General features: G+C 67.0%; 22 protein-coding genes and 1 pseudogene. 17 read left to right on the top strand and 6 right to left on the bottom strand.

What is annotated here, in order from left to right; translation table 11 throughout:
• Nucleotides 1-28 precede the first annotated feature (28 nt).
• From A5779_RS17390 to A5779_RS17375, 4 genes and pseudogenes are all read right to left on the bottom strand, one after another.
• On the bottom strand, nucleotides 29-754 hold the full coding sequence (locus A5779_RS17390) for an SIMPL domain-containing protein (protein WP_064883956.1): 726 nt from the start codon (nucleotides 752-754) through the stop codon (nucleotides 29-31).
• 21 nt (nucleotides 755-775) lie between these two features.
• Complete coding sequence (locus A5779_RS17385) at nucleotides 776-1,786, bottom strand: zinc-binding dehydrogenase (protein WP_064883955.1); 1,011 nt, start codon at nucleotides 1,784-1,786, stop codon at nucleotides 776-778.
• On the bottom strand, nucleotides 1,786-2,970 hold the full coding sequence (locus A5779_RS17380) for an LLM class flavin-dependent oxidoreductase (RefSeq protein WP_064883953.1): 1,185 nt from the start codon (nucleotides 2,968-2,970) through the stop codon (nucleotides 1,786-1,788). Before A5779_RS17380 ends, A5779_RS17385 begins: the two co-directional genes overlap by 1 nt.
• Nucleotides 2,967-3,891, bottom strand: a pseudogene (locus A5779_RS17375) (alpha/beta fold hydrolase). The gene A5779_RS17380 and the pseudogene A5779_RS17375 overlap by 4 nt, the downstream one beginning before the upstream one ends.
• Before the next feature lie 133 nt (nucleotides 3,892-4,024).
• Here A5779_RS17375 and ftsH point away from each other — a divergent pair.
• The 17 genes from ftsH to A5779_RS17290 all read left to right on the top strand — a co-directional run bounded on the left by ftsH (nucleotide 4,025) and on the right by A5779_RS17290 (nucleotide 20,815).
• On the top strand, nucleotides 4,025-6,352 hold the full coding sequence (ftsH, locus tag A5779_RS17370) for an ATP-dependent zinc metalloprotease FtsH (protein ID WP_064883951.1): 2,328 nt from the start codon (nucleotides 4,025-4,027) through the stop codon (nucleotides 6,350-6,352).
• A gap of 19 nt (nucleotides 6,353-6,371) precedes the next feature.
• The gene (folE, locus tag A5779_RS17365; RefSeq protein WP_044520882.1) at nucleotides 6,372-6,989 is read left to right on the top strand and encodes a GTP cyclohydrolase I FolE; all 618 of its coding nucleotides are present in this window, start codon (nucleotides 6,372-6,374) and stop codon (nucleotides 6,987-6,989) included.
• Between the two features lie 14 nt (nucleotides 6,990-7,003).
• Nucleotides 7,004-7,843: a dihydropteroate synthase gene (gene folP, locus A5779_RS17360; protein WP_064883950.1), complete on the top strand. Its 840-nt coding sequence runs from the start codon at nucleotides 7,004-7,006 to the stop codon at nucleotides 7,841-7,843.
• Nucleotides 7,836-8,210, top strand: a complete 375-nt coding sequence (gene folB, locus A5779_RS17355) for a dihydroneopterin aldolase (protein WP_064883948.1) — start codon at nucleotides 7,836-7,838, stop codon at nucleotides 8,208-8,210. Before folP ends, folB begins: the two co-directional genes overlap by 8 nt.
• On the top strand, nucleotides 8,207-8,743 hold the full coding sequence (gene folK / locus A5779_RS17350; RefSeq protein ID WP_064883947.1) for a 2-amino-4-hydroxy-6-hydroxymethyldihydropteridine diphosphokinase: 537 nt from the start codon (nucleotides 8,207-8,209) through the stop codon (nucleotides 8,741-8,743). The genes folB and folK overlap by 4 nt, the downstream gene beginning before the upstream one ends.
• Nucleotides 8,743-9,219 (top strand): DUF3180 domain-containing protein, encoded by a 477-nt coding sequence (locus tag A5779_RS17345; protein WP_064883945.1) that lies wholly within the window; start codon nucleotides 8,743-8,745, stop codon nucleotides 9,217-9,219. Before folK ends, A5779_RS17345 begins: the two co-directional genes overlap by 1 nt.
• Nucleotides 9,220-9,297: 78 nt before the next feature.
• Nucleotides 9,298-10,836, top strand: coding sequence for a DUF6779 domain-containing protein (locus A5779_RS17340; RefSeq protein ID WP_064884071.1), 1,539 nt, complete (start codon nucleotides 9,298-9,300; stop codon nucleotides 10,834-10,836).
• 80 nt (nucleotides 10,837-10,916) lie between these two features.
• Nucleotides 10,917-11,900: a Rossmann-like and DUF2520 domain-containing protein gene (locus tag A5779_RS17335; RefSeq protein ID WP_064883943.1), complete on the top strand. Its 984-nt coding sequence runs from the start codon at nucleotides 10,917-10,919 to the stop codon at nucleotides 11,898-11,900.
• Entirely contained in the window at nucleotides 11,897-12,841 is a 945-nt protein-coding gene (gene panC, locus A5779_RS17330; RefSeq protein ID WP_064883941.1) for a pantoate--beta-alanine ligase, read from the top strand. Before A5779_RS17335 ends, panC begins: the two co-directional genes overlap by 4 nt.
• A complete protein-coding gene (panD, locus tag A5779_RS17325) occupies nucleotides 12,841-13,257 on the top strand; it encodes an aspartate 1-decarboxylase (RefSeq protein WP_064883940.1) in 417 nt (138 codons plus the stop codon). Before panC ends, panD begins: the two co-directional genes overlap by 1 nt.
• Nucleotides 13,257-14,072 carry a type III pantothenate kinase gene (locus A5779_RS17320; protein WP_064883937.1) on the top strand — a complete coding sequence of 272 codons (816 nt, stop codon included), beginning with the start codon at nucleotides 13,257-13,259 and terminating at the stop codon, nucleotides 14,070-14,072. The genes panD and A5779_RS17320 overlap by 1 nt, the downstream gene beginning before the upstream one ends.
• A gap of 134 nt (nucleotides 14,073-14,206) precedes the next feature.
• Nucleotides 14,207-15,730, top strand: a complete 1,524-nt coding sequence (gene lysS, locus A5779_RS17315) for a lysine--tRNA ligase (RefSeq protein WP_064883935.1) — start codon at nucleotides 14,207-14,209, stop codon at nucleotides 15,728-15,730.
• A 131-nt stretch (nucleotides 15,731-15,861) separates the two neighbouring features.
• On the top strand, nucleotides 15,862-16,203 hold the full coding sequence (gene lsr2, locus A5779_RS17310; protein ID WP_036442478.1) for a histone-like nucleoid-structuring protein Lsr2: 342 nt from the start codon (nucleotides 15,862-15,864) through the stop codon (nucleotides 16,201-16,203).
• Nucleotides 16,204-16,495: 292 nt separating this feature from the next.
• Nucleotides 16,496-19,024 (top strand): ATP-dependent protease ATP-binding subunit ClpC, encoded by a 2,529-nt coding sequence (gene clpC1 / locus A5779_RS17305; RefSeq protein WP_064883933.1) that lies wholly within the window; start codon nucleotides 16,496-16,498, stop codon nucleotides 19,022-19,024.
• A gap of 221 nt (nucleotides 19,025-19,245) precedes the next feature.
• Complete coding sequence (locus tag A5779_RS17300; RefSeq protein WP_064883931.1) at nucleotides 19,246-19,461, top strand: CbtB domain-containing protein; 216 nt, start codon at nucleotides 19,246-19,248, stop codon at nucleotides 19,459-19,461.
• A gap of 21 nt (nucleotides 19,462-19,482) precedes the next feature.
• Nucleotides 19,483-20,247: a CbtA family protein gene (locus A5779_RS17295; protein WP_064883929.1), complete on the top strand. Its 765-nt coding sequence runs from the start codon at nucleotides 19,483-19,485 to the stop codon at nucleotides 20,245-20,247.
• A 16-nt stretch (nucleotides 20,248-20,263) separates the two neighbouring features.
• Nucleotides 20,264-20,815 carry a histidine phosphatase family protein gene (locus tag A5779_RS17290; protein WP_064883927.1) on the top strand — a complete coding sequence of 184 codons (552 nt, stop codon included), beginning with the start codon at nucleotides 20,264-20,266 and terminating at the stop codon, nucleotides 20,813-20,815.
• Nucleotides 20,816-20,848: 33 nt separating this feature from the next.
• Here A5779_RS17290 and A5779_RS17285 read toward each other — a convergent pair whose 3' ends face one another.
• Both A5779_RS17285 and A5779_RS17280 read right to left on the bottom strand, forming a co-directional pair.
• The gene (locus A5779_RS17285; protein ID WP_064883925.1) at nucleotides 20,849-21,361 is read right to left on the bottom strand and encodes a hypothetical protein; all 513 of its coding nucleotides are present in this window, start codon (nucleotides 21,359-21,361) and stop codon (nucleotides 20,849-20,851) included.
• A complete protein-coding gene (locus tag A5779_RS17280; RefSeq protein WP_064883923.1) occupies nucleotides 21,358-22,815 on the bottom strand; it encodes a serine/threonine-protein kinase in 1,458 nt (485 codons plus the stop codon). Before A5779_RS17280 ends, A5779_RS17285 begins: the two co-directional genes overlap by 4 nt.
• Nucleotides 22,816-22,821 lie beyond the last annotated feature (6 nt).

Genomic DNA, 22,821 nt, shown 5'->3' with positions numbered 1-22,821 from the left:
CGCTGCTGGAATGCCGTTTCGGCGGGAACTAGGTCAGCTCCCAGATCACCGTCACCGAGAAGTTCACCGTCTGCTGACCGGGTTCCAGCGGAACCGCTTCCATCGCCGCGCGCGGCATCGGAGTGGGCGTGGGCGGGGTGGAGCCGCCGGACTGCTCGGATATCGAGATCACCTTGCCGAGGTGCATTCCGGACAACCCGGCGTACTGATCGGCGCGGTTCTTGGCGTCGTCGAATGCCCGGGCGCGGGCGTCGCGCACGAGATCCGAGTCGTCCTCGATCGAGTAGTCGACCGAGTTGATGCGGGTGGCGTCGCCGCCGGTGCCGGCGATCAAAGCCAAGGTCTGCGAAGCCTTGGCGGTGTCGCGGATCTTGACCTTGATCGCATTGCTGGCCTGGTAACCCGAGATCTTGCTGTCGGTGAACTGCGGCTGCACGCTGACCTGAGTGGTGCTGATGTCCTTGCGGTCGATGCCCGATCCGACCAGCGCATCGATCACGGCCTGCTGGCGTTGGCTGGACTGGTTGAGCGCGCCCGACACGTCCGGGGCAGTGAACTCCATCGCCACGTCGGCCGTCAGGGTGTCCGGAACGCCCTGCACCTGACCGGATCCGACGACGGTCACCTGCCTGGCGCCGTCCGGCGCGCCCCCGGCGGGGCCTGAGGTCGTATCGCACGCACTGGCGCTGACGGCGATCAATCCCGCCGCGGCAACACCGAGGACCCGTAATTTCGCATTTCCGGCGATCGGCATGACCAAAACCCTACCGGGACGTCACGGCGTCACCAGGACTTTGCAGTGCCGCTCCGGCGAGGCGAGTTCGTCGAATGCGGTTGCGACGCCGTCGAGGCCGACGGTCCCGGTGATCATCGGTGCGACGTCGATCTCGCCCTCGGCGATGGCGCGCAGCGAGTTCGCGAACTCGGCCGGGTCGTAGCCGAACACGAACTGGATGTTGATCTGTTTGGTGATCGCGTAGAAGGGGTGCACGGTGTCGGGCTGCATGCAGACCCCGGCCACCACCAACCGGACGCCCGCGGGTGCGCGACGCAGCACGTCGTCGATGATTCCGGGGGCGCCGACGGCCTCGAACACCACTGCGGGCCGGCACTGATGAAACGGTGAATCCGCGGCCGGATCCAGTGTGGTGTGGGCGCCCATGGTGGCGGCGAGTTCGCGCCGGCCGGGGGAGAAGTCAGACGCCACAATGGTTTCCACGCCCCGGAGTTTCAAGGCGGCGATGATCGCGATGCCGACGGGGCCGCAGCCGACGACGAGTGCCACCTCGCCCGGTTCGATGCGTGACGCGTTGACCGCATGCAGGCCGACCGCCATCGGTTCGGTGAGCGCGGCATGCGCGGCGCTCAGACCGTTGGGCACTGGCAGCAGCAGAGGTGCCGACAGCAGCATCTTCTCGGCATAACCGCCGACGGTGGTGTTGCTGTACACGATCGGTGAGATCCCGGCAGCAGAGATCAGCACCGGCACCGAGGTCACCAGCGTCCCGCTGGCAGGGGCGTCGGCTCCCGGGCCCGCGTCGAGGATCTCGGCACTGAACTCGTGGCCCATGTAGACATCGCCGGCCAGGTCGATGTCCATGTCGGGCATCCCCTCCAGGTCGGCGCTCGCAGCCAGCATGTCGGCGCCGTGGGTGGCGAAATGCAGGTCGGATCCGCAGATCCCGCAGGCCTTCACCTCGACCAGTACCTGCCCCGGGCCGGGCACCGGATCGGGTACGTCGTCGCGGACGATCATCCGCCCGTCACGTAGGACCGCGGCGCGCATTAGTTCTTCTCCTCGTTGCTTTCGGAAGTGTGTTCGGTGATCGCGTTGACGATCGCCTGCCCGGCGCGGCCCAGCAGTTGATCCCGCATGCCCTTGGCCCAGTCATGCGACGCCCGTGCCGCCGTGAGTTGGCCTTTGAAGTGCGGGATCACCTCACGGGCGAACAGTTCGTAGGAGTGGAACGTCGCCGCCGGCGGAGCCCAGTCGTGGCCGAGGAGCAAGAGGGTGCCGAACCCGCCGGACCGGTCCAGCAGGTCCTGGATGTAGGCGATCGCGTCGGCCGTGGTGCCGATGCAGCAATTGCCGCCTGCCGCATAGTTTTCCACGAACTCGTATGGGGAGCGCGTTCCCTCGACTTTCTCGGACAGCGGCACGAAACCGGCTGCGCCGAAGTAGTTGGCGAAATCCTGCAGGCCGTATGTGCAGTCCTCGATGGCCTGCTCGCGGGTATCGGCGAGATGGATGATGCCGAGCACCCGCCAGTCGGCCCGGTCCGGCTCGGGTCGACCAGATTTGGCGGCCTGATCGCGCACTGTGTCCCAGGTGGTCTCGATGGCCGCGTAGCCGCCGGGTACCGACATCGACAAGGACAGCAGTGACGTGCCCAAGGCGCCGGCCAGTCGTGGTCCGGACGGGGAAACCATTGCCGCGGTGGAGATCTCGGGATACGGCCAGGTGTAGGGACGGATGTGCAGCGCGGCGTCCCGCAGGGTGAACCAGTCGGTCTTGCGGTCGATCCGCTCGTCGGGCGCGGCGCGGAACAACGCCAGAATCGCCTCCAGGGATTCCTGCATCATCGGCCGTTGATCCACCGGGTCGATGCCCATCATGTAGGCATCCGACGGCAGCGCACCCGGTCCGGTTCCGAACATCACCCGGCCGCGGGTGAGGTGGTCGAGCAACACCCAACGGTCGGCCACCATGAGCGGGTGGTGATACGGCAGTGAGACCACGCCGGTGCCCAGGCGGATGTGCTTGGTCCGCTCGGCCGCGGCGGCGATGAACACCTCGGGGCAGGCGATGAGTTCGTAACCGCCGGAATGATGTTCGCCGAACCAGGCCTCGTCATAGCCGAGCCGGTCCAGCGCCTCGACCCGGTCCATGTCGTATTGCAGTGCGGTGGTGGGGGATTGGCCGACTGGGTGAAACGGCGTGATGAAGACGCCGAAGTTCAGCGGGCTCACTTGAGACCTCCCAGGAAATCGAGCAGTATCTCGTTCACCTCATCGGGACGTTCCTGCTGCAGCCAGTGCCCGGCACCGTCGATCAACACCTCGCGATAGTCGCCGGTCACCACGTCACGCACGCGGTCGCGCCGGGGTGAAGGTCAACACCGGATCGGCGGTGCCGGCCAGGAACAGGGTCGGCACGGTGATGGTCGACGCGGGCGTGGACTCGGTCAGCTCCCAGTTCCGGTCGAAGTTGCGGTACCAGTTCAGTGGCCCGGTGAAGCCGGTCTCGGTGTAGGCCTGCACGTAATGCTCGAACTCGTCCGGACTTATCCAGTCCGGCAGCGGGGGCAGGGGCTGGTCGGCCAGGGTTTCGAGCGGTTCGCCGATACCTTGCATCGCCAGCGAGCGACGCAGTGAGTGCCGCGGGTCGGCACCGAGCTGCTCGTCCGCCACCCCGGGCTCCTGGAAGTGCAGGATGTAGAAGTAGTTGTCGCCGACGATCTTGCGCCAGATCTGCGTCGGCGGAGCAGGAGCCCGCGGGACCGGGGGCACACTCAGTGCGGCCACCGCGGTGACCCGGTCCGGGAAGAACAACGGAAAATTGGTGGCGACGGGCGAGCCCCAGTCATGGCCGATCAGCACTGCCTGCTCGGCGCCGACATCATCCAGCAACCCCGCGATGTCGGCGGTCAGCTCGGTGATGTTGTAGGCGTCGATCTCGTCGGGCCGGGACGAGCCACCGTAACCGCGCTGGTCGGGGGCCAGAACGTGATAGCCGGCCGCCGCCAGCACCGGGATCTGATGGCGCCACGAATAGGCCAGTTCGGGAAATCCGTGGGCCAGCACCACCACCGGATTTCCGCGTTCACCCGCCTCGGTCACCTTCAACGTCACGCCATTGGTATCGACTAACCGCTCGGTCGGTGTGAGCACGATCTCACCCAAGCACAGTGGTCCGCCGTCGGCTAGATACCGTCGGGAACTGCCGGACGTTGGTCTAGCGGTAGCCTTGAATGTCTCAACTGCGCACGTTGGAAGGACCGGGCCGAACTCGGCTGAGTGATCGATGAACCGCAAAAATGTGATCCGTACGCTGACCGTGATCGCGGTCGTGCTGTTGCTGGGCTGGTCGTTTTTCTATTTCAGCGACGACACCCGTGGCTACAAACCCGTCGACACCTCGGTGGCGGTGGCCCAGATCGGTGCCGACAACGTCAAGAACGCCCAGATCGACGATCGCGAGCAACAGCTGCGGCTCGACCTGAAGAGCGGCAAAGAAGAGACCGAGAACAGCGACAAGGTCATCACGAAGTACCCGACCGGCTATGCGGTGAAGCTCGTCGACCAACTCGATGCCAAGAACGTCAAGTTCGGCACCACCGTCAACCAGGGCAGCTTCCTCGGCTCGATGCTGATCTACATGCTGCCGCTGCTGTTGCTGGTCGGCCTGTTCGTGATGTTCTCCCGGATGCAGGGCGGCGGCGGCCGGATGGGCTTCGGCTTCGGCAAGTCGAAGGCCAAGCAACTCGGCAAGGACATGCCCAAGACCACGTTCGCCGACGTCGCCGGTGTCGACGAGGCGGTCGAAGAGCTCTACGAGATCAAAGACTTCCTGCAGAACCCGTCTCGGTATCAGGCACTGGGCGCCAAGATCCCCAAGGGCGTGCTGCTCTACGGTCCGCCCGGAACCGGTAAGACCCTGCTGGCCCGCGCCGTCGCCGGCGAGGCCGGGGTGCCGTTCTTCACGATCTCCGGTTCGGACTTCGTCGAGATGTTCGTCGGCGTCGGCGCCTCCCGCGTCCGAGACATGTTCGAGCAGGCAAAGGCCAACAGCCCGTGCATCATCTTCGTCGACGAGATCGACGCCGTCGGCCGCCAGCGCGGCGCAGGAATGGGCGGTGGCCACGACGAGCGCGAGCAGACCCTGAACCAGTTGCTGGTCGAGATGGACGGCTTCGGCGACCGCCAGGGCGTCATTCTCATCGCCGCCACCAACCGGCCCGACATCCTGGACCCGGCCCTGCTGCGCCCGGGCCGGTTCGACCGCCAGATCCCGGTGTCCAACCCCGACCTGGCCGGCCGTCGCGCGGTGCTCAAGGTGCACTCGGCGGGCAAGCCGATCGCCCCCGACGCCGACCTGGACGGGCTGGCCAAGCGGACCGTCGGCATGTCCGGCGCGGATCTGGCCAACGTGATCAACGAGTCCGCGCTGCTGACCGCCCGCGAGAACGGCACCGTCATCACCAGTGCGGCGCTGGAAGAAGCCGTGGACCGCGTCGTGGGTGGCCCGCGCCGCAAGGGCCGCATCATCAGCGAGCAGGAAAAGAAGATCACGGCCTACCACGAGGGCGGGCACACCCTGGCCGCGTGGGCGATGCCCGACATCGAGCCGATCTACAAGGTCACCATCCTGGCCCGCGGACGCACCGGCGGCCACGCCGTCGCGGTGCCCGAGGACGACAAGGGTCTGATGACCCGCTCGGAGATGATCGCCCGCCTGGTGTTCGCCATGGGTGGTCGCGCCGCCGAGGAACTCGTCTTCCGCGAGCCCACCACGGGTGCGGTGTCGGATATTGAGCAGGCCACCAAGATCGCCCGCGCGATGGTCACCGAGTACGGCATGAGCTCCAAGCTGGGCGCGGTGCGCTACGGCACCGAGCACGGAGACCCGTTCCTGGGCCGCACCATGGGCACCCAGGCTGACTTCGGTCACGAGGTGGCCCGCGACATCGACGACGAGGTGCGCAAGCTCATCGAGGCCGCGCACACCGAGGCGTGGGAGATCCTCACCGAGTACCGCGACGTGCTCGACACACTTGCCGGTGAGCTCCTGGAGAAGGAGACGCTGCACCGCGCCGAGCTCGAGGCCATCTTCGGCGACGTGAAGAAGCGCCCCCGGCTGACCATGTTCGACGACTTCGGTGGCCGGGTGCCGTCGGACAAGCCGCCGATCAAGACCCCGGGTGAGATCGCCATCGAGCGCGGCGAGCCGTGGCCACCACCGGTGCCCGAGCCTGCGTTCAAGGCGGCCATCGCCGCCGCCACCCGTGAGGCCGAGCGGGCCAAGGAGACCAACGGCGCCGGGGCCAACGGTGCCCCGCCGAACGGGTCGAACCAGAACGGTTCCACGCAACCCGATTACGGTGCACCGGCCGGCTGGCACGCCCCTGGCTGGCCGCCCCCGCCGTCGCAGCCGGGATACCAGCCGCCGCAGCAACAACAGCAACAGCCGGGCTACTGGTACCCGCCGCCGCATCCGTCGGGATGGCAGCAGCCCCATCCGTACCCGTATCAGCCTTATCCTCATCCCGGCCAGCCTGCTCCCAACGAGGAGGCGGGTCAGGATGGCGGTCATGAGCGGGCCGACCGGTCCAACCCGCCGGCCCACGGCTGATCCGAGAACGGAGGCTTCGATGTCGCAGTCGTTGCGCGAGCATCACAACAACACCGATACGGCGACGCGGGTGTTCGATCAACCGCGCGCCGAGGCGGCTGTACGTGAGCTGCTGATCGCCATCGGTGAGGACCCGGATCGTCAGGGTCTGCTGGATACCCCGGCCCGCGTGGCGCGTGCGTACAAAGAGCTGATGGCGGGGCTTTACACCGACCCGGACGCGGTGCTCAACACCACCTTCGACGAGGAGCACGACGAGCTCGTGCTGGTCAAGCAGATCCCGCTGTACTCCACGTGTGAGCATCACCTGGTGTCGTTCCACGGGGTGGCACACGTCGGGTACATCCCCGGGGTGGACGGCCGGGTGACCGGACTGTCGAAGATCGCGCGTCTGGTCGACCTGTACTCCAAGCGTCCGCAGGTGCAGGAGCGCCTGACCGCTCAGATCGCCGACGCGCTGATGCGCAAGCTCGATCCGCGCGGAGCCATCGTGGTGATCGAGGCAGAGCACCTCTGCATGGCCATGCGCGGGGTGCGCAAGCCGGGCGCGGTCACCACCACGTCGGCGGTACGGGGACAGTTCAAGACCGACAAGGCTTCTCGGGCCGAGGCGCTGGAACTGATCCTTCGGAAGTGAACCCACCCGAGCCGATGGACCTTCGCGGGCAGCGCGTGCAGGTCATGGGGGTGGTGAATGTCACCGACGATTCCTTCTCCGACGGTGGCAGGTTCATCGACCGCGACCGCGCGGTCGAACACGGACTGGCGCTGGCCGCGGCCGGGGCGGCGATCATCGACGTAGGTGGGGAATCGACCCGGCCCGGTGCGGTGCGCATCGACCCTGCGGTGGAGGCGTCCAGGGTGGCCCCCGTGATCGAAGCGCTTGCCTCCCAAGGCATCACGGTCAGCATCGACACCATGCACGCCGATGTGGCGAGGGTGGCGCTGGACCACGGCGCGCACATCGTCAACGACGTGTCCGGCGGTCTGGCCGACCCGAACATGGCGCCACTGCTCGCCGAGGCCGGGGTGCCGTGGATCCTGATGCACTGGCGTTCGGTCGGCGCCGAGCAGCCGCACCGTGCTCCGGGCTACGGAGATGTGGTGGCCGAGGTTCGGACCGAACTGCTGTCCGCGGTGGACGCCGCGGTCGCGGCGGGCGTTGCCCCGGAGCGGTTGATCATCGATCCGGGGCTGGGATTCGCCAAGACCGCGCAGCACAATTGGGCCCTGTTGCATGCCTTGCCCGAATTCATCGCGACCGGGATCCCCGTCTTGGTCGGTGCGTCACGCAAACGCTTCCTCGGCGCCCTACTGTCCGGACCGGACGGAACCCTGCGGCCACCGGACGGTAGGGAGACCGCCACCGCGGCGATCTCGTTGCTGGCGGCCCAGCACGGAGCCTGGGGTGTTCGGGTGCACGATGTGGTGGCTTCCGTCGACGCGCTCGCCGTACTGGAAGCCTGGGAATCTGGAGGTCAGGTTGGCTGATCGGATTGAGTTGCGCGGCTTACGGGTTCGCGGCAACCACGGTGTGTTCGACCATGAACGCCGCGACGGCCAGGAGTTCGTCGTCGACATCACGGCATGGGTGGACCTGCGCCGGGCGGCGGCCACCGACGATCTCGCCGACACGCTCGATTACGGCGCGCTGGCCCAGCTGGCCGCCGACATCGTCGCGGGCCCGCCGCGGAACCTGATCGAGATGGTCTCGGCCGAGATCGCCGACGCGGTCATGGCCGACGAGCGTCTGCACGCGGTCGAGGTTGTCGTGCACAAGCCGAGTGCCCCGATTCCGCTGACCTTCGACGATGTCGCGGTGGTGGCCCGCCGGTCGCGCCGTGGGGGTACCCAATGACATCCACCGTCCTTTCGATCGGATCGAACATCGGCGACCGGCTGGCCCGATTGCAGTCAGTGGTCGACGGACTGGGGAACGCCGTTCGCGCCGTGTCGCCGGTGTTCGAGACCGACGCCTGGGGCGGAGTCGAACAGAGTCCCTTCCTGAATGCGGTACTGCTCGCCGATGACCCGGGCCTCGATTGCCACGACTGGCTGCAGCGCGGCCAGCGGCTCGAGGACGAGGCTGGCCGGGTCCGGGAACAGAAGTGGGGTCCGCGCACCCTCGACGTGGACCTGGTCACCTGCCATGACGGTGACGTGGAGGTGCTGTCCCGCGACGAGGATCTGACGCTGCCGCACCCGCTGGCCCACCTGCGCGCCTTTGTCCTGATCCCGTGGCTGGCGGTGGATCCGGATGCCACGTTGACCGTCGTCGGCCGGTCCCGGCGGGTCGCACACCTGCTCGAGGAGATCGACCCCGCCGAACGCGCCGGGGTCAGGCCCACCGATCTGGCGCTGGACTTTCACACCGAACCGGCGGCCGACTGATGGGTCCGACCCGCAAGCGCGACCTGGCCGGCGCGGTGGCGGTCGTCGCCATCGTCGGTTACGTGCTGGTCGGAGTGCTCTACCGGTGGTTCCCGCCGCTCACGATCTGGACCGGGCTCTCCCTACTGGCGGTCGCGATCGCCGAGGCGGGCTGGGCGTTCTATGTGCGGGCCAGGATCAACGACGGACAGATCGGGGTCGGGGCGGGCCGGTTGCACCCGCTCACCGTCGCCCGGTCCGTTGTCATCGCCAAGGCCTCGGCCTGGGTCGGTGCCATCGTGGCGGGCTGGTGGATCGGGGTGCTGGTGTACCTGTTGCCGCGGCGCGGCGATCTGAGGGTGGCCGGCGAGGACACTCCCGGCGCGGTGGTGGCCGCGGTCAGTGCCGTGGCGCTGATCGTCGCGGCGGTGTGGCTGCAGCATTGCTGCAAGTCCCCGGAGGAACCGCCGGACAACGGCGATACCGCCACCGAGTGAACGATTTCGGCCAGGTAGTTGGCCGAATCGCCGCAGCGGTCCCCGGGCTAGATGACCCGTGACGGGTACAGTCGGCGCATGACCGTTCTGCCCCGCGGCGGCCGGCCACGGCGCGGCGGCCGAAGGCCAGGCTGGCTGCTCTTAACGGTATTGCTGGTGCTCGCCATTCTGGCCAGTTCCGCATTGGTGTTCACCGATCGCGTCGAGTTGCTGAAGCTCGCCGTCATCCTGGCCCTGTGGGCTGCCGTCGTGGCGGCCTTCGTCTCCGTCATCTACCGGCGCCAGAGTGACCTGGACCAGGCCAAGGCCCGTGATCTGAAGTTCGTCTACGACCTGCAGCTGGACCGCGAGATCTCGGCGCGGCGCGAGTACGAGCTGACCGTCGAGACCCAGTTGCGCCGGGAGCTGGCCTCCGAGCTGCGTGCCCAGGCCGCCGACGAGGTGGCCGCACTGCGCTCCGAGCTGGCCGCATTGCGGGCGAACCTCGAGATCCTGTTCGACACCGAGCTGGTGGACCGGCCGGCCATCGAGACCGACAAGAGCGCGGTGCGGACCGCGGGCCGGGTCACCGCCAGTCGCCTGGACATACCGGCGGTCGAGGTCACCGACATTCGCATGTCGCGCACGCAGGAAAGCCCGATCATCGATGTCCCGGCCGAACCGCATCCACCGGAGAGCGACTGGGGGACCTCGGGCGGGGTGCATCGGCTGCCGTCGCGGCCGACGCCTGCCGGTGAACCTGCCCGCCGTCGCCGGCGTCAGCCGGAACCGGCTCGTCAGCAAGAAGCCCCGCGTCAGCCGGAACCCCCGCGACAGCCGGAACCCCCGCGCCAGGAACCTCAGCCTCAGCCGCGGCCAGAACCGCAACCGGTGCCGCGGCCAGAACCGCAACCGGTGTCCCGACCGGAACCCCAACCCCAACCCGAACCCCAGGGGCGGCCGGAGCCCCAGCCGCGGCCGGAGCCGAAACCTCAGCCGGCCGCCCGCAGGCTGCCTGAGCCACCTTCGACCTGGGCGCCGCCTCCACCTCCGCCGACGATGCCGCCGATGCAGCCGTCACCCACCATCGAAGCGCCGGAACCCGAGCCCCCGAGCACGCCGGAACCGGCTGCCGAACCTGCCGCCACAGGCTGGCAACCGGCACCCGCCGAGGGGCAGTGGATTCCCGCGGGCGCGCCGGGCAGCAACTGGGCTGCGCCGGTCGCACAGAACGGCGCCGCACCTGAGTACGTCGGCCGGCGTCGCGCCCCCGAATCGAGCCCGGTGTCGGCTCCCGCTCCCACGGCCGAACCTGCGCAGGCCCCCGAACCGGCCCCCGAACCGGAACCGGCTCCGGCGCCCGCGATGTCGCCGGGCCAGGCCCCCGAACCGCCTCGGGGCCGTCATTCAGCCGGAGTCGATCCCGGTCGACCCGCGGCGGCTCAGCCGTCGCCGGCCTTGGCCACCGAGTCCTCGCAACCACCCGAGCCGCCGCGTCGGGCGTCGCGGCACCGCAGCGACGACGAGCCTGAGCCGCCGAACGGGCATCATGCCGACGGGCAGTCGGTGAACGACCTGCTGGCACGGTTTCAGGCAGGTCGCCCCGAAGGCGGGCGTCGCAGGCGCCGCGAGGAGTGAGCTAGTCTCGTGACGACCGTCCGGTACCCGCAACGCGGGACTGGAACGTAGAACTATTTCAACCTGTGAGGTCGTCTGCGATGCAGCAGCCCCCTGCGAACGGGTGGTCCCCGCCTGAGGGATTGCGTCCGGCCAGGCTCAGCGTCGGCGTCATTTCCGCTGGTCGGGTGGGCACAGCGCTGGGTTATGCGCTGGAACGCGTCGAACACGTGGTGGTGGCGTGCAGCGCGATATCCGAGGCGTCGCGGCTGCGCGCGAAGCGCCGGCTGCCCGAAACCTCCGTCCTGCCTGTTCCCGAGGTGGCCCAGCGGGCCGAACTGCTGTTGTTGACGGTCCCCGACGCTGAGCTGCCGTCTCTGGTGTCGGGTCTGGCCGCCACCGGTGCGGTACGGCCCGGCACGATCGTGGTGCACACCTCCGGTGCGAACGGGGTCACGGTGCTGGCCCCGTTGACCGAGCAGGGATGCATCCCGCTGGCCATCCATCCGGCGATGACCTTCACCGGCTCGGACGAGGACATCGCACGGCTGCCCGACACCTGCTTCGGGATCACCGCCGCCGATGAGGTGGGCTACGCGATCGGCCAGTCGCTGGTGCTCGAAATCGGTGGTGAGCCGTTCCGGGTGCCCGAGCACGCCAGAACGCAGTACCACGCGGCACTGGCGCATGCCAGCAACCACCTGGTCACGCTGGTGCTCGATGCGGTCGACGCCCTGCGGGCCGCGTTGCGCGGGCAGGAGCTGCTCGGTCAGGAACTCGTCGACGATGCCCCCGGTGGCCTGGCCGAACGTGTGGTGGGCCCGCTGGCCCGGGCCGCGCTGGACAACGCGATGCAACGCGGCCAGGCCGCGTTGACCGGACCCGTGGCACGCGGGGATGCCGCTGCGGTGACCGCACATCTGGAGGCGCTGCGCGCACTGGATCCTCAACTGGCCCAGGCATATCGGGCCGACTCACTGCGTACGGCCCAGCGTGCCCACGCGCCTGCGGGCGTGCTCGCAGCTCTCCGGGAGACGAGCCCGGAAACAGGTCCCGAAAACCGCCCTGAAACGAGTCACGGATGACCCCCAGCACCACGCCCAAGTTCGTCGCCGGCGAGCTGAACGTCTATTCGGCACCCGCCGACGTCGCAGCCGTCACCCGAGCCCTGCGCACCAGCGGGCGCCGGGTCACCCTCGTTCCCACCATGGGTGCACTGCACGAAGGTCACCTGACTTTGATCCGGGCGGCCAAGCGCGTGCCCGGCGCGGTCGTCGTCGTGTCGATCTTCGTCAACCCGCTGCAGTTCGGGCCGGGCGAGGACCTCGACGCCTATCCGCGGACCCTCGATGAGGACCTGTCCGCCCTGCGTGCCGAAGGCGTCGAGATCGCTTTCACCCCAACGGGTTCGGACATGTATCCCGACGGTCCCCGCACCAGTGTGCAGCCCGGGGCGGCCGGCGATGAACTCGAAGGCGCGTCGCGCCAGGGGCACTTCGCCGGTGTGCTGACGGTCGTGCTCAAGCTGCTGCAGATCGTCCGGCCGGACCGGGCCTTCTTCGGCGAAAAGGACTACCAGCAACTGGCATTGATCCGGCAGATGGTCACCGATCTCAACGTCGACGTACAGATCGTCGGGGTGCCCATCGTCCGGGAATCCGACGGACTGGCGATGTCGTCGCGCAACCGGTACCTCGATGCCGACGAGCGGGAACAGGCCGGTGCGTTGTCGGCGGCCCTGCTGGCCGGCAAGTATGCGGCGGCGGGCGGGGCATCGGCGGCGGTCGACGCGGCGCGGGCGGTGCTCGACGAGGTGCCCGCCATCGACGTCGACTACCTGGAGGTGCGTGACCCGATGCTGGGCCCCGCGCCGAGTGAAGGCCAGGCCCGGCTGCTGGTGGCCGCCCGGCTGGGCCGAACTCGACTGCTGGACAACATCTCTGTCGACATCGGAGCGTCGGCGGGAATCGACGGACATCCTCGCGTCGGCGACGGCGAGAGTCACGAACTGCCCTGGAGGAACTGATGCAGCGCACCATGCTGAAATCGAAGATTCACCGCGCCACGGTGACGCAGGCCGACCTGCACTACGTCGGCTCGGTGACCATCGACGCCGACCTGATGGAGGCGGCCGACCTGCTCGAAGGCGAGCAGGTGACGATCGTCGACATCGACAACGGTGCCCGCCTGGTCACGTACGCCATCACCGGCGAGCGTGGCACCGGGGTGATCGGGATCAACGGTGCCGCAGCGCATCTCATCCACCCGGGCGATCTGGTCATCCTGATCGCCTACGGCGTGATGGAGGATGCCGAGGCCCGCGCCTATCGGCCGCGGATCGTGTTCGTCGACGCCGACAACAAGCAGGTCGACCTCGGTGAGCACGGCCACGATCCGGCCTACGTTCCCGAGGACGTGTCCGAACTGATGTCGCCGCGCTGATGCTGCTCGCCATCGATGTCCGCAACACCCACACCATCGTCGGGCTGATCTCCGGTTCAGGGGATCACGCGAAAGTGGTGCAGCAGTGGCGGATCCGGACCGAATCCGAGGTGACTGCCGACGAGTTGGCGCTCACCCTCGACGGCCTGATCGGTGACGACTCCGAGCATCTGACCGGGGCCGCCGGACTGTCGACGGTGCCGTCGGTGCTGCATGAGGTGCGACTCATGCTCGAGCAGTACTGGCCGACGGTGCCGCACGTGCTGATCGAGCCCGGTGTGCGGACGGGTATCCCGCTGTTGGTCGACAACCCCAAGGAAGTCGGCGCGGACCGGATCGTGAACTGCCTTGCCGCCTATCACAAGTACGGCACTGCGGCGATCATCGTCGACTTCGGCTCGTCGATCTGTGTCGACGTGGTGTCGGCCAAGGGAGAGTTCCTGGGCGGGGCGATCGCGCCCGGTGTGCAGGTGTCCTCGGATGCGGCCGCGGCCCGCTCGGCGGCACTGCGGCGGGTCGAGCTGACCCGTCCGCGTTCGGTGATCGGCAAGAACACTGTCGAGTGCATGCAGGCCGGCGCGGTTTTCGGGTTCGCCGGACTGGTCGACGGGCTGGTCCACCGGATCCGCGAGGATGTCGACGGATTCGCCGGCGACGACGTCGCGGTGGTGGCCACCGGCTACACCGCGCCGCTGGTGCTGCCGGACCTGCGCACAGTCGAGCACTACGACCGCCACCTCACACTCGACGGCCTGCGGTTGGTGTTCGAGCGCAACCGCGACAGCCAGCGCGGCCGGCTCAAGCCCGCCAGGTGAGCAGAACCAATTCGCCTTTGTTGTGAGGTTGTGCACACCGGGGCGGCAGTCTGTCCCCGTCAGGGTGCGGATAGCCCCTGCCGGCTCGTCGGCGTGCAATTGTGCGTTCGCGTGTTCATTTAAGCTGGCATTTTGTGAGCCCAGCCGATCGCGACGACGCGTCCCAGTCCCAGGCCGACCTTCCCGAGCAGTTCCGGATTCGTCAGGCCAAGCGGGAACGGCTGCTGGCCGAGGGGCGCGAACCCTATCCGGTGACCGTTCCGCGTACCCACACTCTTGCTGAACTGCGCAGCGCCTATCCGGACCTGGCCGCCGACACCCAGACCGGCGTGACGGTCGGTGTCTCGGGCCGGGTGGTGTTCGCGCGCAATTCCGGAAAGTTGTGCTTCGCGACGCTGCAGGAGGGCGACGGTACGCAGCTGCAGGCGATGATCAGCCTGGCCCAGGTGGGCCAGGAGTCACTGGATGCCTGGAAGGCCGATGTGGACCTCGGCGACATCGTGTTCGTTCACGGCGAGGTGATCAGCTCGAAGCGCGGCGAACTCTCGGTGCTGGCCGACTCGTGGCAGATCGCGGCCAAGGCCCTGCGCCCCCTGCCCGTTGCTCACAAAGAGATGAGCGAAGAAGCGCGGGTCCGTCAGCGCTATGTCGATCTGATCGTGCGTCCCGAGGCGCGCAGCATCGCGCGTCAGCGGGTGGCGGTGGTGCGGGCAGTGCGGTCGGCACTGGAACGCCGGGACTTCCTCGAGGTCGAGACGCCCATGCTGCAGACGCTGGCCGGCGGGGCGGCGGCCCGCCCGTTCATTACGCACTCGAATGCGCTCGATGTGGATCTGTACCTGCGTATCGCGCCGGAACTGTTCCTCAAGCGGTGCATCGTCGGCGGATTTGACCGGGTTTTCGAGTTGAATCGGAACTTCCGTAACGAAGGTGTTGATTCCACGCACTCGCCGGAATTCTCGATGTTGGAGACATATCAGGCCTACGGTGACTACAACGATTCCGCAGTAGTCACCCGGGAACTTATTCAAGAAGTTGCCGACGAGGCGATCGGAACCCGTCAAGTGCCATTGCCTGATGGCACTATCTACGATCTGGACGGGCAATGGGACACGTTGGAAATGTATCCTTCGTTGTCCGAGGCTCTGGGTGAGGAGATCACACCGGAGACTTCAGTGGAGTACTTGTGGTCTATTGCCGACCGGCTCGAGGTGGAGATTCCGCGTGACCGCGGCTACGGACACGGGAAATTGGTCGAGGAACTCTGGGAACACACCGTCGGTGAGAAGCTGTGGGCCCCGACGTTCGTCCGCGACTTCCCGGTCGAGACTTCGCCGTTGACCCGCGCCCACCGCAGCATTCCCGGGGTGACCGAGAAATGGGACCTGTACATACGGCGTTTCGAGCTCGCTACCGGATATTCCGAACTCATCGACCCGGTAATCCAGCGGGAACGATTCGAGGCCCAGGCGCGTGCGGCCGCCGCCGGTGATGATGAAGCAATGGTTCTCGACGACGATTTCCTTGCCGCATTGGAGTACGCGATGCCGCCGACCACGGGTACCGGAATGGGTATCGATCGCTTGTTGATGGCGTTGACGGGGTTGTCTATTCGAGAGACGGTTTTGTTCCCGATTGTTCGTCGTCACAGTAACTGAGTCACACAACTGAACTGCCCTGACCGACCCGTTGTTGGAAATGTGCGTGTTTTGTGGCACATTGGGGCGCGGGTGCAGGATACTCAGGCGTAAGTCACCAATGCGTAGGCAGAAGGGTTCGGTGCGGGGTAATGGCTAAGAAAGTGACCGTCACGTTGGTCGACGATTTCGACGGCGAAGCCACCGCCGATGAGACGGTCGAATTCGGCCTCGACGGTGTCACCTACGAGATCGACCTTTCCTCGAAAAACGCGACCAAGCTCCGAAACGATCTGAAGCAGTGGGTGGAGGCCGGCCGCCGGGTCGGCGGGCGTCGGCGTGGACGGGCGGCAGGCCCGGCCCGTGGCCGCGGTGCCATCGATCGCGAGCAGAGCGCCGCCATCCGCGAATGGGCCCGTCGGAACGGCCACAACGTATCGACGCGCGGCCGCATCCCCGCCGATGTCATCGACGCATTCCACGCCGCAACATAGACGACCGCAACGTAACCGATAGTTGCCAGCTCCGGACCGGTGAGAATTCCCGGTCCGGAGTTTTTCGCTAGTGGCGAACCCGAATCGAGCGGTTTGCGGAAACGAATCGTCTACCGGCAGCGTTGCTCATCTGCAGCACTCGATGTGGACAGCTTGTCCTGGGTCCAACCTCCGCACCCGGGACGGCCGCCCATTAGAGTGGACGGTAGGTACTACGTGCGGGCTACGAGAAAACCGATATAACGAAGCCGTACGCGGGTATCGCTACGCGATGGAGAGCAGGTAACCACCGATGTTTGAGAGATTTACCGACCGTGCCCGCAGGGTCGTCGTCCTGGCGCAAGAAGAAGCCCGGATGCTCAACCACAACTACATCGGGACCGAGCACATCCTGTTGGGTCTTATTCACGAGGGCGAGGGCGTAGCCGCCAAGTCGCTGGAGTCGTTGGGCATCTCGCTGGAAGGCGTGCGCAGCCAGGTCGAGGAGATCATCGGCCAGGGGCAGCAGGCACCGTCCGGTCACATCCCCTTCACGCCGCGCGCCAAGAAGGTGCTCGAGCTGTCCCTGCGTGAGGCGCTGCAGCTCGGCCACAACTACATCGGTACCGAGCACATTCTGCTCGGCCTGATCCGTGAGGGCGAGGGCGTCGCCGCGCAGGTGCTGGTCAAGCTCGGCGCCGAGCTGACGCGCGTGCGCCAGCAGGTCATCCAGCTGCTGAGCGGCTACCAGGGCAAGGAAGCCTCCGAGGCCGGTACCGGTGGCCGTGGTGGCGAGTCGGGCAACCCGTCGACCTCTCTGGTCCTCGACCAGTTCGGCCGCAACCTCACCGCCGCCGCGATGGAGGGCAAGCTCGATCCGGTCATCGGCCGTGAGAAGGAAATCGAGCGGGTCATGCAGGTGCTGAGCCGCCGCACCAAGAACAACCCGGTGCTGATCGGCGAGCCCGGCGTCGGCAAGACCGCCGTGGTCGAGGGCCTGGCACAGGCCATCGTGCACGGCGAGGTCCCCGAGACGCTCAAGGACAAGCAGCTCTACACCCTCGACCTGGGGTCGCTGGTGGCCGGCAGCCGCTACCGCGGTGACTTCGAAGAGCGCCTGAAGAAGGTGCTCAAGGAGATCAACACCCGCGGCGACATCATCCTGTTCATCGACGAGCTGCACACGCTCGTCGGTGCGGGTGCCGCCGAGGGCGCCATCGACGCGGCCTCGATCCTGAAGCCGAAGCTGGCCCGTGGCGAGCTGCAGACCATCGGTGCCACCACCCTCGACGAGTACCGCAAGTACATCGAGAAGGACGCCGCCCTGGAGCGCCGATTCCAGCCGGTCCAGGTGGGTGAGCCGACGGTCGAGCACACCATCGAGATCCTCAAGGGTCTGCGTGACCGCTACGAGGCGCACCACCGCGTCTCGATCACCGACGGTGCGCTGGTGGCCGCGGCCACCCTGGCCGACCGCTACATCAACGACCGGTTCCTGCCGGACAAGGCGATCGACCTGATCGACGAGGCCGGCGCCCGGATGCGTATCCGCCGGATGACCGCTCCGCCAGACCTGCGCGAGTTCGACGAGAAGATCGCCGACGCCCGCCGGGAGAAGGAGTCCGCGATCGACGCGCAGGACTTCGAGAAGGCCGCGAGCCTGCGCGATCGGGAGAAGACCCTGGTCGCTCAGCGCGGTGAGCGCGAGAAGCAGTGGCGTTCAGGCGATCTGGACGTTGTCGCCGAGGTCGATGACGAGCAGATCGCCGAGGTGCTCGGCAACTGGACCGGCATCCCCGTGTTCAAGCTGACCGAGGCCGAGACCACGCGCCTGCTGCGCATGGAGGACGAGCTGCACAAGCGGATCATCGGCCAGGAGGACGCCGTCAAGGCTGTCTCCAAGGCGATCCGTCGTACCCGCGCCGGTCTGAAGGACCCGAAGCGCCCGTCCGGTTCGTTCATCTTCGCCGGCCCGTCCGGTGTCGGTAAGACCGAGCTGTCCAAGGCGCTGGCCAACTTCCTGTTCGGCGACGACGACGCGCTCATCCAGATCGACATGGGCGAGTTCCACGACCGCTTCACCGCATCGCGGCTGTTCGGTGCCCCTCCGGGCTACGTCGGCTACGAAGAGGGCGGCCAGCTCACCGAGAAGGTGCGCCGTAAGCCGTTCTCGGTCGTGCTGTTCGACGAGATCGAGAAGGCCCACCAGGAGATCTACAACAGCCTGTTGCAGGTTCTGGAAGACGGCCGTCTCACCGACGGTCAGGGCCGCACGGTCGACTTCAAGAACACGGTGCTGATCTTCACCTCCAACCTGGGAACCTCCGACATCAGCAAGGCTGTCGGGCTGGGCTTCTCCCAAGGCGGCGGGGAGAACAACTACGAGCGGATGAAGCAGAAGGTCAACGACGAGCTCAAGAAGCACTTCCGGCCTGAGTTCCTCAACCGCATCGATGACATCATCGTGTTCCACCAGCTGACGCAGGACGAGATCATCCAGATGGTCGACCTGATGATCGGCCGGGTCGGAAACCAGCTCAAGGCCAAGGACATGGCCATGGAGCTGACCGACAAGGCCAAGGCCCTGTTGGCCAAGCGCGGTTTCGATCCGGTGCTCGGTGCCCGCCCGCTGCGGCGCACCATCCAGCGCGAGATCGAGGACCAGCTCTCCGAGAAGATCCTGTTCGAGGAGCTCGGCCCCGGCCAGTTGGTGACGGTCGATGTCGAGGGCTGGGACGGCGAAGGTGCCGGGGAGGACGCGAAGTTCACGTTCTCCGGTGCGCCCAAGGCAGCCGGCTCCGACGGTCCGGATCTGGCCAAGGCCGCAGCGACTGCGGAATAAGGTCCAAGACGAAGAATGCCCCCGCCGCAATTGGCGGGGGCATTTTTCATGCCGATTTCATACCTGCCGTAGGGAGAACTCCTGCGCGGTAGTTAGGATGCTGCTGTAATCGACAGGCAAAGGAACTTGGTGAGAATCCAAGACGGCCGCGCCACTGTAAAAGTCAGACCCTGACCTGTCATGACACGGACTGGGACGCGAATTCCCGGAAAGGCACGTAGATGACTTCCACTGACGCACGCAAGGTCCATGCCCGGCCGATCGACCTGTCGGCGACCAAGGCGGTGCTCTGGCTGACCCTGTCGGCGTTCGTCGCCCTGCTGGCCCTCTACTTCGTCGGCATGGATCAGGGTGCGACGTCCGTGTTCGGCAACAACACCTACGTGCACGAGTTCGTGCACGATGCCCGCCACCTGCTCGGTTTCCCCTGCCACTGACGCAGCGGAGATACCGGACAAATGGAAAGACAACTCATCGGGCGCGGCATCCTGGCCGGCGCCCTAGCAGGCGTGCTCGCCTTCCTCTGGGCCAAGCTGCTGATCGAACCGGTCATCGGCCGAGCCATCGACTTCGAGAACGGTGTCGGCGCGGCACATGAGGCCGCCGAACACGCACACGGTGCGGGCGGGCATTCTCACGGCGGCGAAGGCGCCGAGGTGTTCACCCGCGGCGTGCAGTCGAACATCGGGATGGGTCTTGGTGTTCTGATCTTCAGCGTCGCGATGGGCGCGCTGCTGGCCGTCGTGTTCTGCGTCGTGTATGGCCGGATCAACCTCTCGGCGCGGGCAGTGGCGGCGCTGACCGCCGGCGGCATGCTGGTCTCGCTGTGGATCGTCCCCGCGCTCAAGTACCCGCCCAACCCGCCGGCGGTGAGCCTCGACGAGACGATCAAGCAGCGGACCCTCCTGTACGTGCTGTTGGTCGTGCTCTCGGCGGCGCTGTTCGTGGGCTCGATCCTGCTGACGCGTCGGCTCACGCCGAAGCTGGGGGTGTGGAATGCCAGCCTGGTCGGCGTCGCCGACTACGTGGTGTCGATGGCCGTGGTGTTCCTGATCCTGCCGGGCATCCATGAGACGCCGTCGACGTTCCCCGCCGATGACCTCTACGAGTTCCGGCTGTATTCGCTGGGCACCCAGGTGGTGATCTGGGTGACGATCGGACTGGTGTTCGGTGCCCTGGCAGCGAAGGTGCTGGACGAGAAGAAGCAGTCCGTCAGCGCGTGACTTTCGGTGATTCTCGATGAGTGAGGTCGTCCGGCTGTCGTTGGTGTCGCATGCGATGACCGACGCCATGGCGGCCGGACGATTCCCCAACGACGAACCGCTGAACCAGTTGGGCCATCGGCAGGCCGATGCGACCGTCGACCTCGGCGTCGTCGACGCGGCCTACTGCGCGCCGGAGAAACGGGCACGGCAGACCGCGGAACTCCTCGGTCTGCCGGCGGCGGTCGAACCCCAGTTGGCCGATCTGGACTTCGGGAGTTGGCGCGGGACCGTTCTGAGCGGTGTCCAGCCTGCGGACCTGGCGGTCTGGCTGACCGACCCGACTCGGGCACCACACGGCGGCGAGTCGGTGGTCGGTCTCGTCCAACGGGTGCACGGCTGGATGGACAGCCTGGCCTCGGCGCGGGGACGGCTGGTGGCCGTCACCCACCCCGCGGTGATCCGCGCGGCCATCCTGGTTGCATTGGATGCACCACCGAAATCGTTCTGGCGCATCGACATCGCGCCGATGAGCCGCACCGTCATGAATTTCCGCGGCCAGGCCTGGACGCTGCGCAACACCGGATGACCGGGCTGCGCAGTAATCCGGTTGCCGGTCAGGTCACTGGGGGTCGAAACTGTCGATGCGCCATTGTCCGTCGACCTTCTTCATGCCCACCCGCACCGCGCTCTGACTGGTGGAGGGGTCCGGGTTGTCCGCGCTGGTGGTGACTTGATTGACGAACACCAAAGCTGCTGCCGTGTCGGGGTTGTCGATGGAGATGACGCCGGACTGCACAACGGTTGCCGTGGTGTTGACGTGCTTCTGCTGCGCGGCGGGGATGACGGACGTTTCGGTGAAGTTCTTGTAGTAGTCGGCGAAGTCGCCGGTGGTGACGGCGAGAGCCGCGGCCACGTCCTGCTCGACGGTGTCGGAGGAGTAGGACAGGATCTTCGTGGTGCTGGTCGCCGCGGCGTCGGTGACGGCCTGTCGTAGATCGGCCTGATCCGCGAGCGCAACCGGTGCCGGGCGACTCTTCACGATCAGCTGGATACCGCCGAGCGCGGCGAGCGCCGCGATACCAACGGCCAACGCGGCGTTGATGATCCACAGGGCAGTCTGGCGGCCGGTCACGATGCGAACTCGACATTCGAGGCCTTGAAGGCACCGTCGACTTTCTCGACGGTGACGATCAGCCGCCAATTTCGGGGAGCCTGGTCGCCCCCGGAGTCGTTCTTGGGCTGCGCCGTCGCCGCGATGAGAACAACGGCGTTTTCGTCGTGGTAGTCGATGGACTTGAGTGCCACCGACTTGGTGCTCGCAGTCGTCGTCACGCCGGTGGCTTTCAACGTCTCGACGAAAGTGTCACGCGTTTTCGCGAACTGGTCGTGGAACTTTCCGGTCGCGTTGTCCAGGATCCAGCCGACGTCGGCCTCACTTGTCTGCGGACTGATGGACATCATCCGTTCGGTGAACCCCTGGGCGAAGTCGGCATACGGCTTCCACTGCGTCGAGGCAGCAGCCTGAGGTGTGGGACGCGACCATTGCCAGGCGGTGAATCCGCCCGCGCCGGCGAGCAACACGAGAAGCACCAGCATGACCGCCACCGCTGCAGCAGTCCCGCGCGGTGATGCCGCCGGGGCGCCGAACCCTGGTGGGATTCCGGTGGGGACGGCGAAGTGTGTCGGTGCCGCAGCCTGCGACGCGACCGCCGCAGGCATCGTCATCTGATGATGGATCGACTGCGGCGCAGCGAATGCGGCACCGGTGAGTGCCTGCGCAAAATCTGAGCACTTCGGATAGCGGTCGGCGGGGGACTTGGCCAACGCCCGCGCGAAAACGGGGTCCAGTCGGGCCAGCTCCGGCCGGAACTGGGACAAGGGAGGCGGTGCCGCGCTGAGGTGTTTGCCGATCACCACCGCAGGATTGGTGTCGACGAACGGCGGTGCGCCCGCCAAGAGGTGAAACACCGTGGCCGCCAGGGCATACTGGTCGGTCCGGCCGTCGAGCTGCGCGCCCAGCAACTGCTCGGGGGCGGCGTAGGCCACGGTGCCCACCGTGGTGTTGGTTGCGGTCAGTCCGCTGATGTCCCCGGTGCGGCGGGCAATGCCGAAATCGGCGAGCAGGATGCGTTGATCGGCGTGGTCGCTCTCACCGAGCAGAATGTTGGCGGGCTTGACGTCGCGGTGCAACATCCCGTGGCCGTGCGCGTAGTCCAAGGCTGAGGCGACGGCGGTGGCGATCGCCGTCACCTGGACCAGCGGCAGACCCCCGGGATGCGCCCGCGCCAGATTCGCGGCATCCTGGCCGCGAACGTAATCCATCGAGATCCACAGTTGGCCGTCGGCCTCGCCGCGGTCGTGCAGGGCAACGATGTTGGGATGCCACAAGCTCGAAGCCAGTTCGGCTTCTCGGGTGAACCGGTCGCGGTAGCCGGGATCTTGGGAGGCGCTGGCCGGGAGAATCTTCAGGGCCTCGTGGCGAGGCAGGCGCGGATGCTCGACCAGATAAACCTCGCCCATCCCGCCCGAGCCCAGCGGCTGCACCACTGTGAACCCGGCGAAATTCGACCCCGTCTGCAGCGGCATGCAGCG

This window comes from Mycolicibacterium peregrinum (assembly GCF_001665625.1).
In the GTDB taxonomy this organism is placed as follows: domain Bacteria; phylum Actinomycetota; class Actinomycetes; order Mycobacteriales; family Mycobacteriaceae; genus Mycobacterium; species Mycobacterium peregrinum_B.
Note: the sequence above shows the minus strand (reverse complement) of the source record. Positions and strands in the feature narration are given on the sequence as shown.

What these genes read in the sequence shown, in the direction of transcription:
- panD (WP_064883940.1), top strand. Translation starts at nt 12,841, where the DNA reads ATGCAGCGCACCATGCTGAAATCGAAGATTCACCGCGCCACGGTGACG.
- clpC1 (WP_064883933.1), top strand. Translation starts at nt 16,496, where the DNA reads ATGTTTGAGAGATTTACCGACCGTGCCCGCAGGGTCGTCGTCCTGGCG.
- ftsH (WP_064883951.1), top strand. Translation starts at nt 4,025, where the DNA reads ATGAACCGCAAAAATGTGATCCGTACGCTGACCGTGATCGCGGTCGTG.
- folP (WP_064883950.1), top strand. Translation starts at nt 7,004, where the DNA reads ATGGACCTTCGCGGGCAGCGCGTGCAGGTCATGGGGGTGGTGAATGTC.
- A5779_RS17280 (WP_064883923.1), bottom strand. Translation starts at nt 22,815, where the DNA reads ATGCCGCTGCAGACGGGGTCGAATTTCGCCGGGTTCACAGTGGTGCAG.
- A5779_RS17340 (WP_064884071.1), top strand. Translation starts at nt 9,298, where the DNA reads ATGACCGTTCTGCCCCGCGGCGGCCGGCCACGGCGCGGCGGCCGAAGG.
- A5779_RS17290 (WP_064883927.1), top strand. Translation starts at nt 20,264, where the DNA reads ATGAGTGAGGTCGTCCGGCTGTCGTTGGTGTCGCATGCGATGACCGAC.
- A5779_RS17345 (WP_064883945.1), top strand. Translation starts at nt 8,743, where the DNA reads ATGGGTCCGACCCGCAAGCGCGACCTGGCCGGCGCGGTGGCGGTCGTC.
- panC (WP_064883941.1), top strand. Translation starts at nt 11,897, where the DNA reads ATGACCCCCAGCACCACGCCCAAGTTCGTCGCCGGCGAGCTGAACGTC.
- A5779_RS17390 (WP_064883956.1), bottom strand. Translation starts at nt 754, where the DNA reads ATGCCGATCGCCGGAAATGCGAAATTACGGGTCCTCGGTGTTGCCGCG.
- A5779_RS17295 (WP_064883929.1), top strand. Translation starts at nt 19,483, where the DNA reads ATGGAAAGACAACTCATCGGGCGCGGCATCCTGGCCGGCGCCCTAGCA.
- folE (WP_044520882.1), top strand. Translation starts at nt 6,372, where the DNA reads ATGTCGCAGTCGTTGCGCGAGCATCACAACAACACCGATACGGCGACG.
- lsr2 (WP_036442478.1), top strand. Translation starts at nt 15,862, where the DNA reads ATGGCTAAGAAAGTGACCGTCACGTTGGTCGACGATTTCGACGGCGAA.
- A5779_RS17385 (WP_064883955.1), bottom strand. Translation starts at nt 1,786, where the DNA reads ATGCGCGCCGCGGTCCTACGTGACGGGCGGATGATCGTCCGCGACGAC.
- A5779_RS17300 (WP_064883931.1), top strand. Translation starts at nt 19,246, where the DNA reads ATGACTTCCACTGACGCACGCAAGGTCCATGCCCGGCCGATCGACCTG.
- folK (WP_064883947.1), top strand. Translation starts at nt 8,207, where the DNA reads ATGACATCCACCGTCCTTTCGATCGGATCGAACATCGGCGACCGGCTG.
- A5779_RS17335 (WP_064883943.1), top strand. Translation starts at nt 10,917, where the DNA reads ATGCAGCAGCCCCCTGCGAACGGGTGGTCCCCGCCTGAGGGATTGCGT.
- A5779_RS17320 (WP_064883937.1), top strand. Translation starts at nt 13,257, where the DNA reads ATGCTGCTCGCCATCGATGTCCGCAACACCCACACCATCGTCGGGCTG.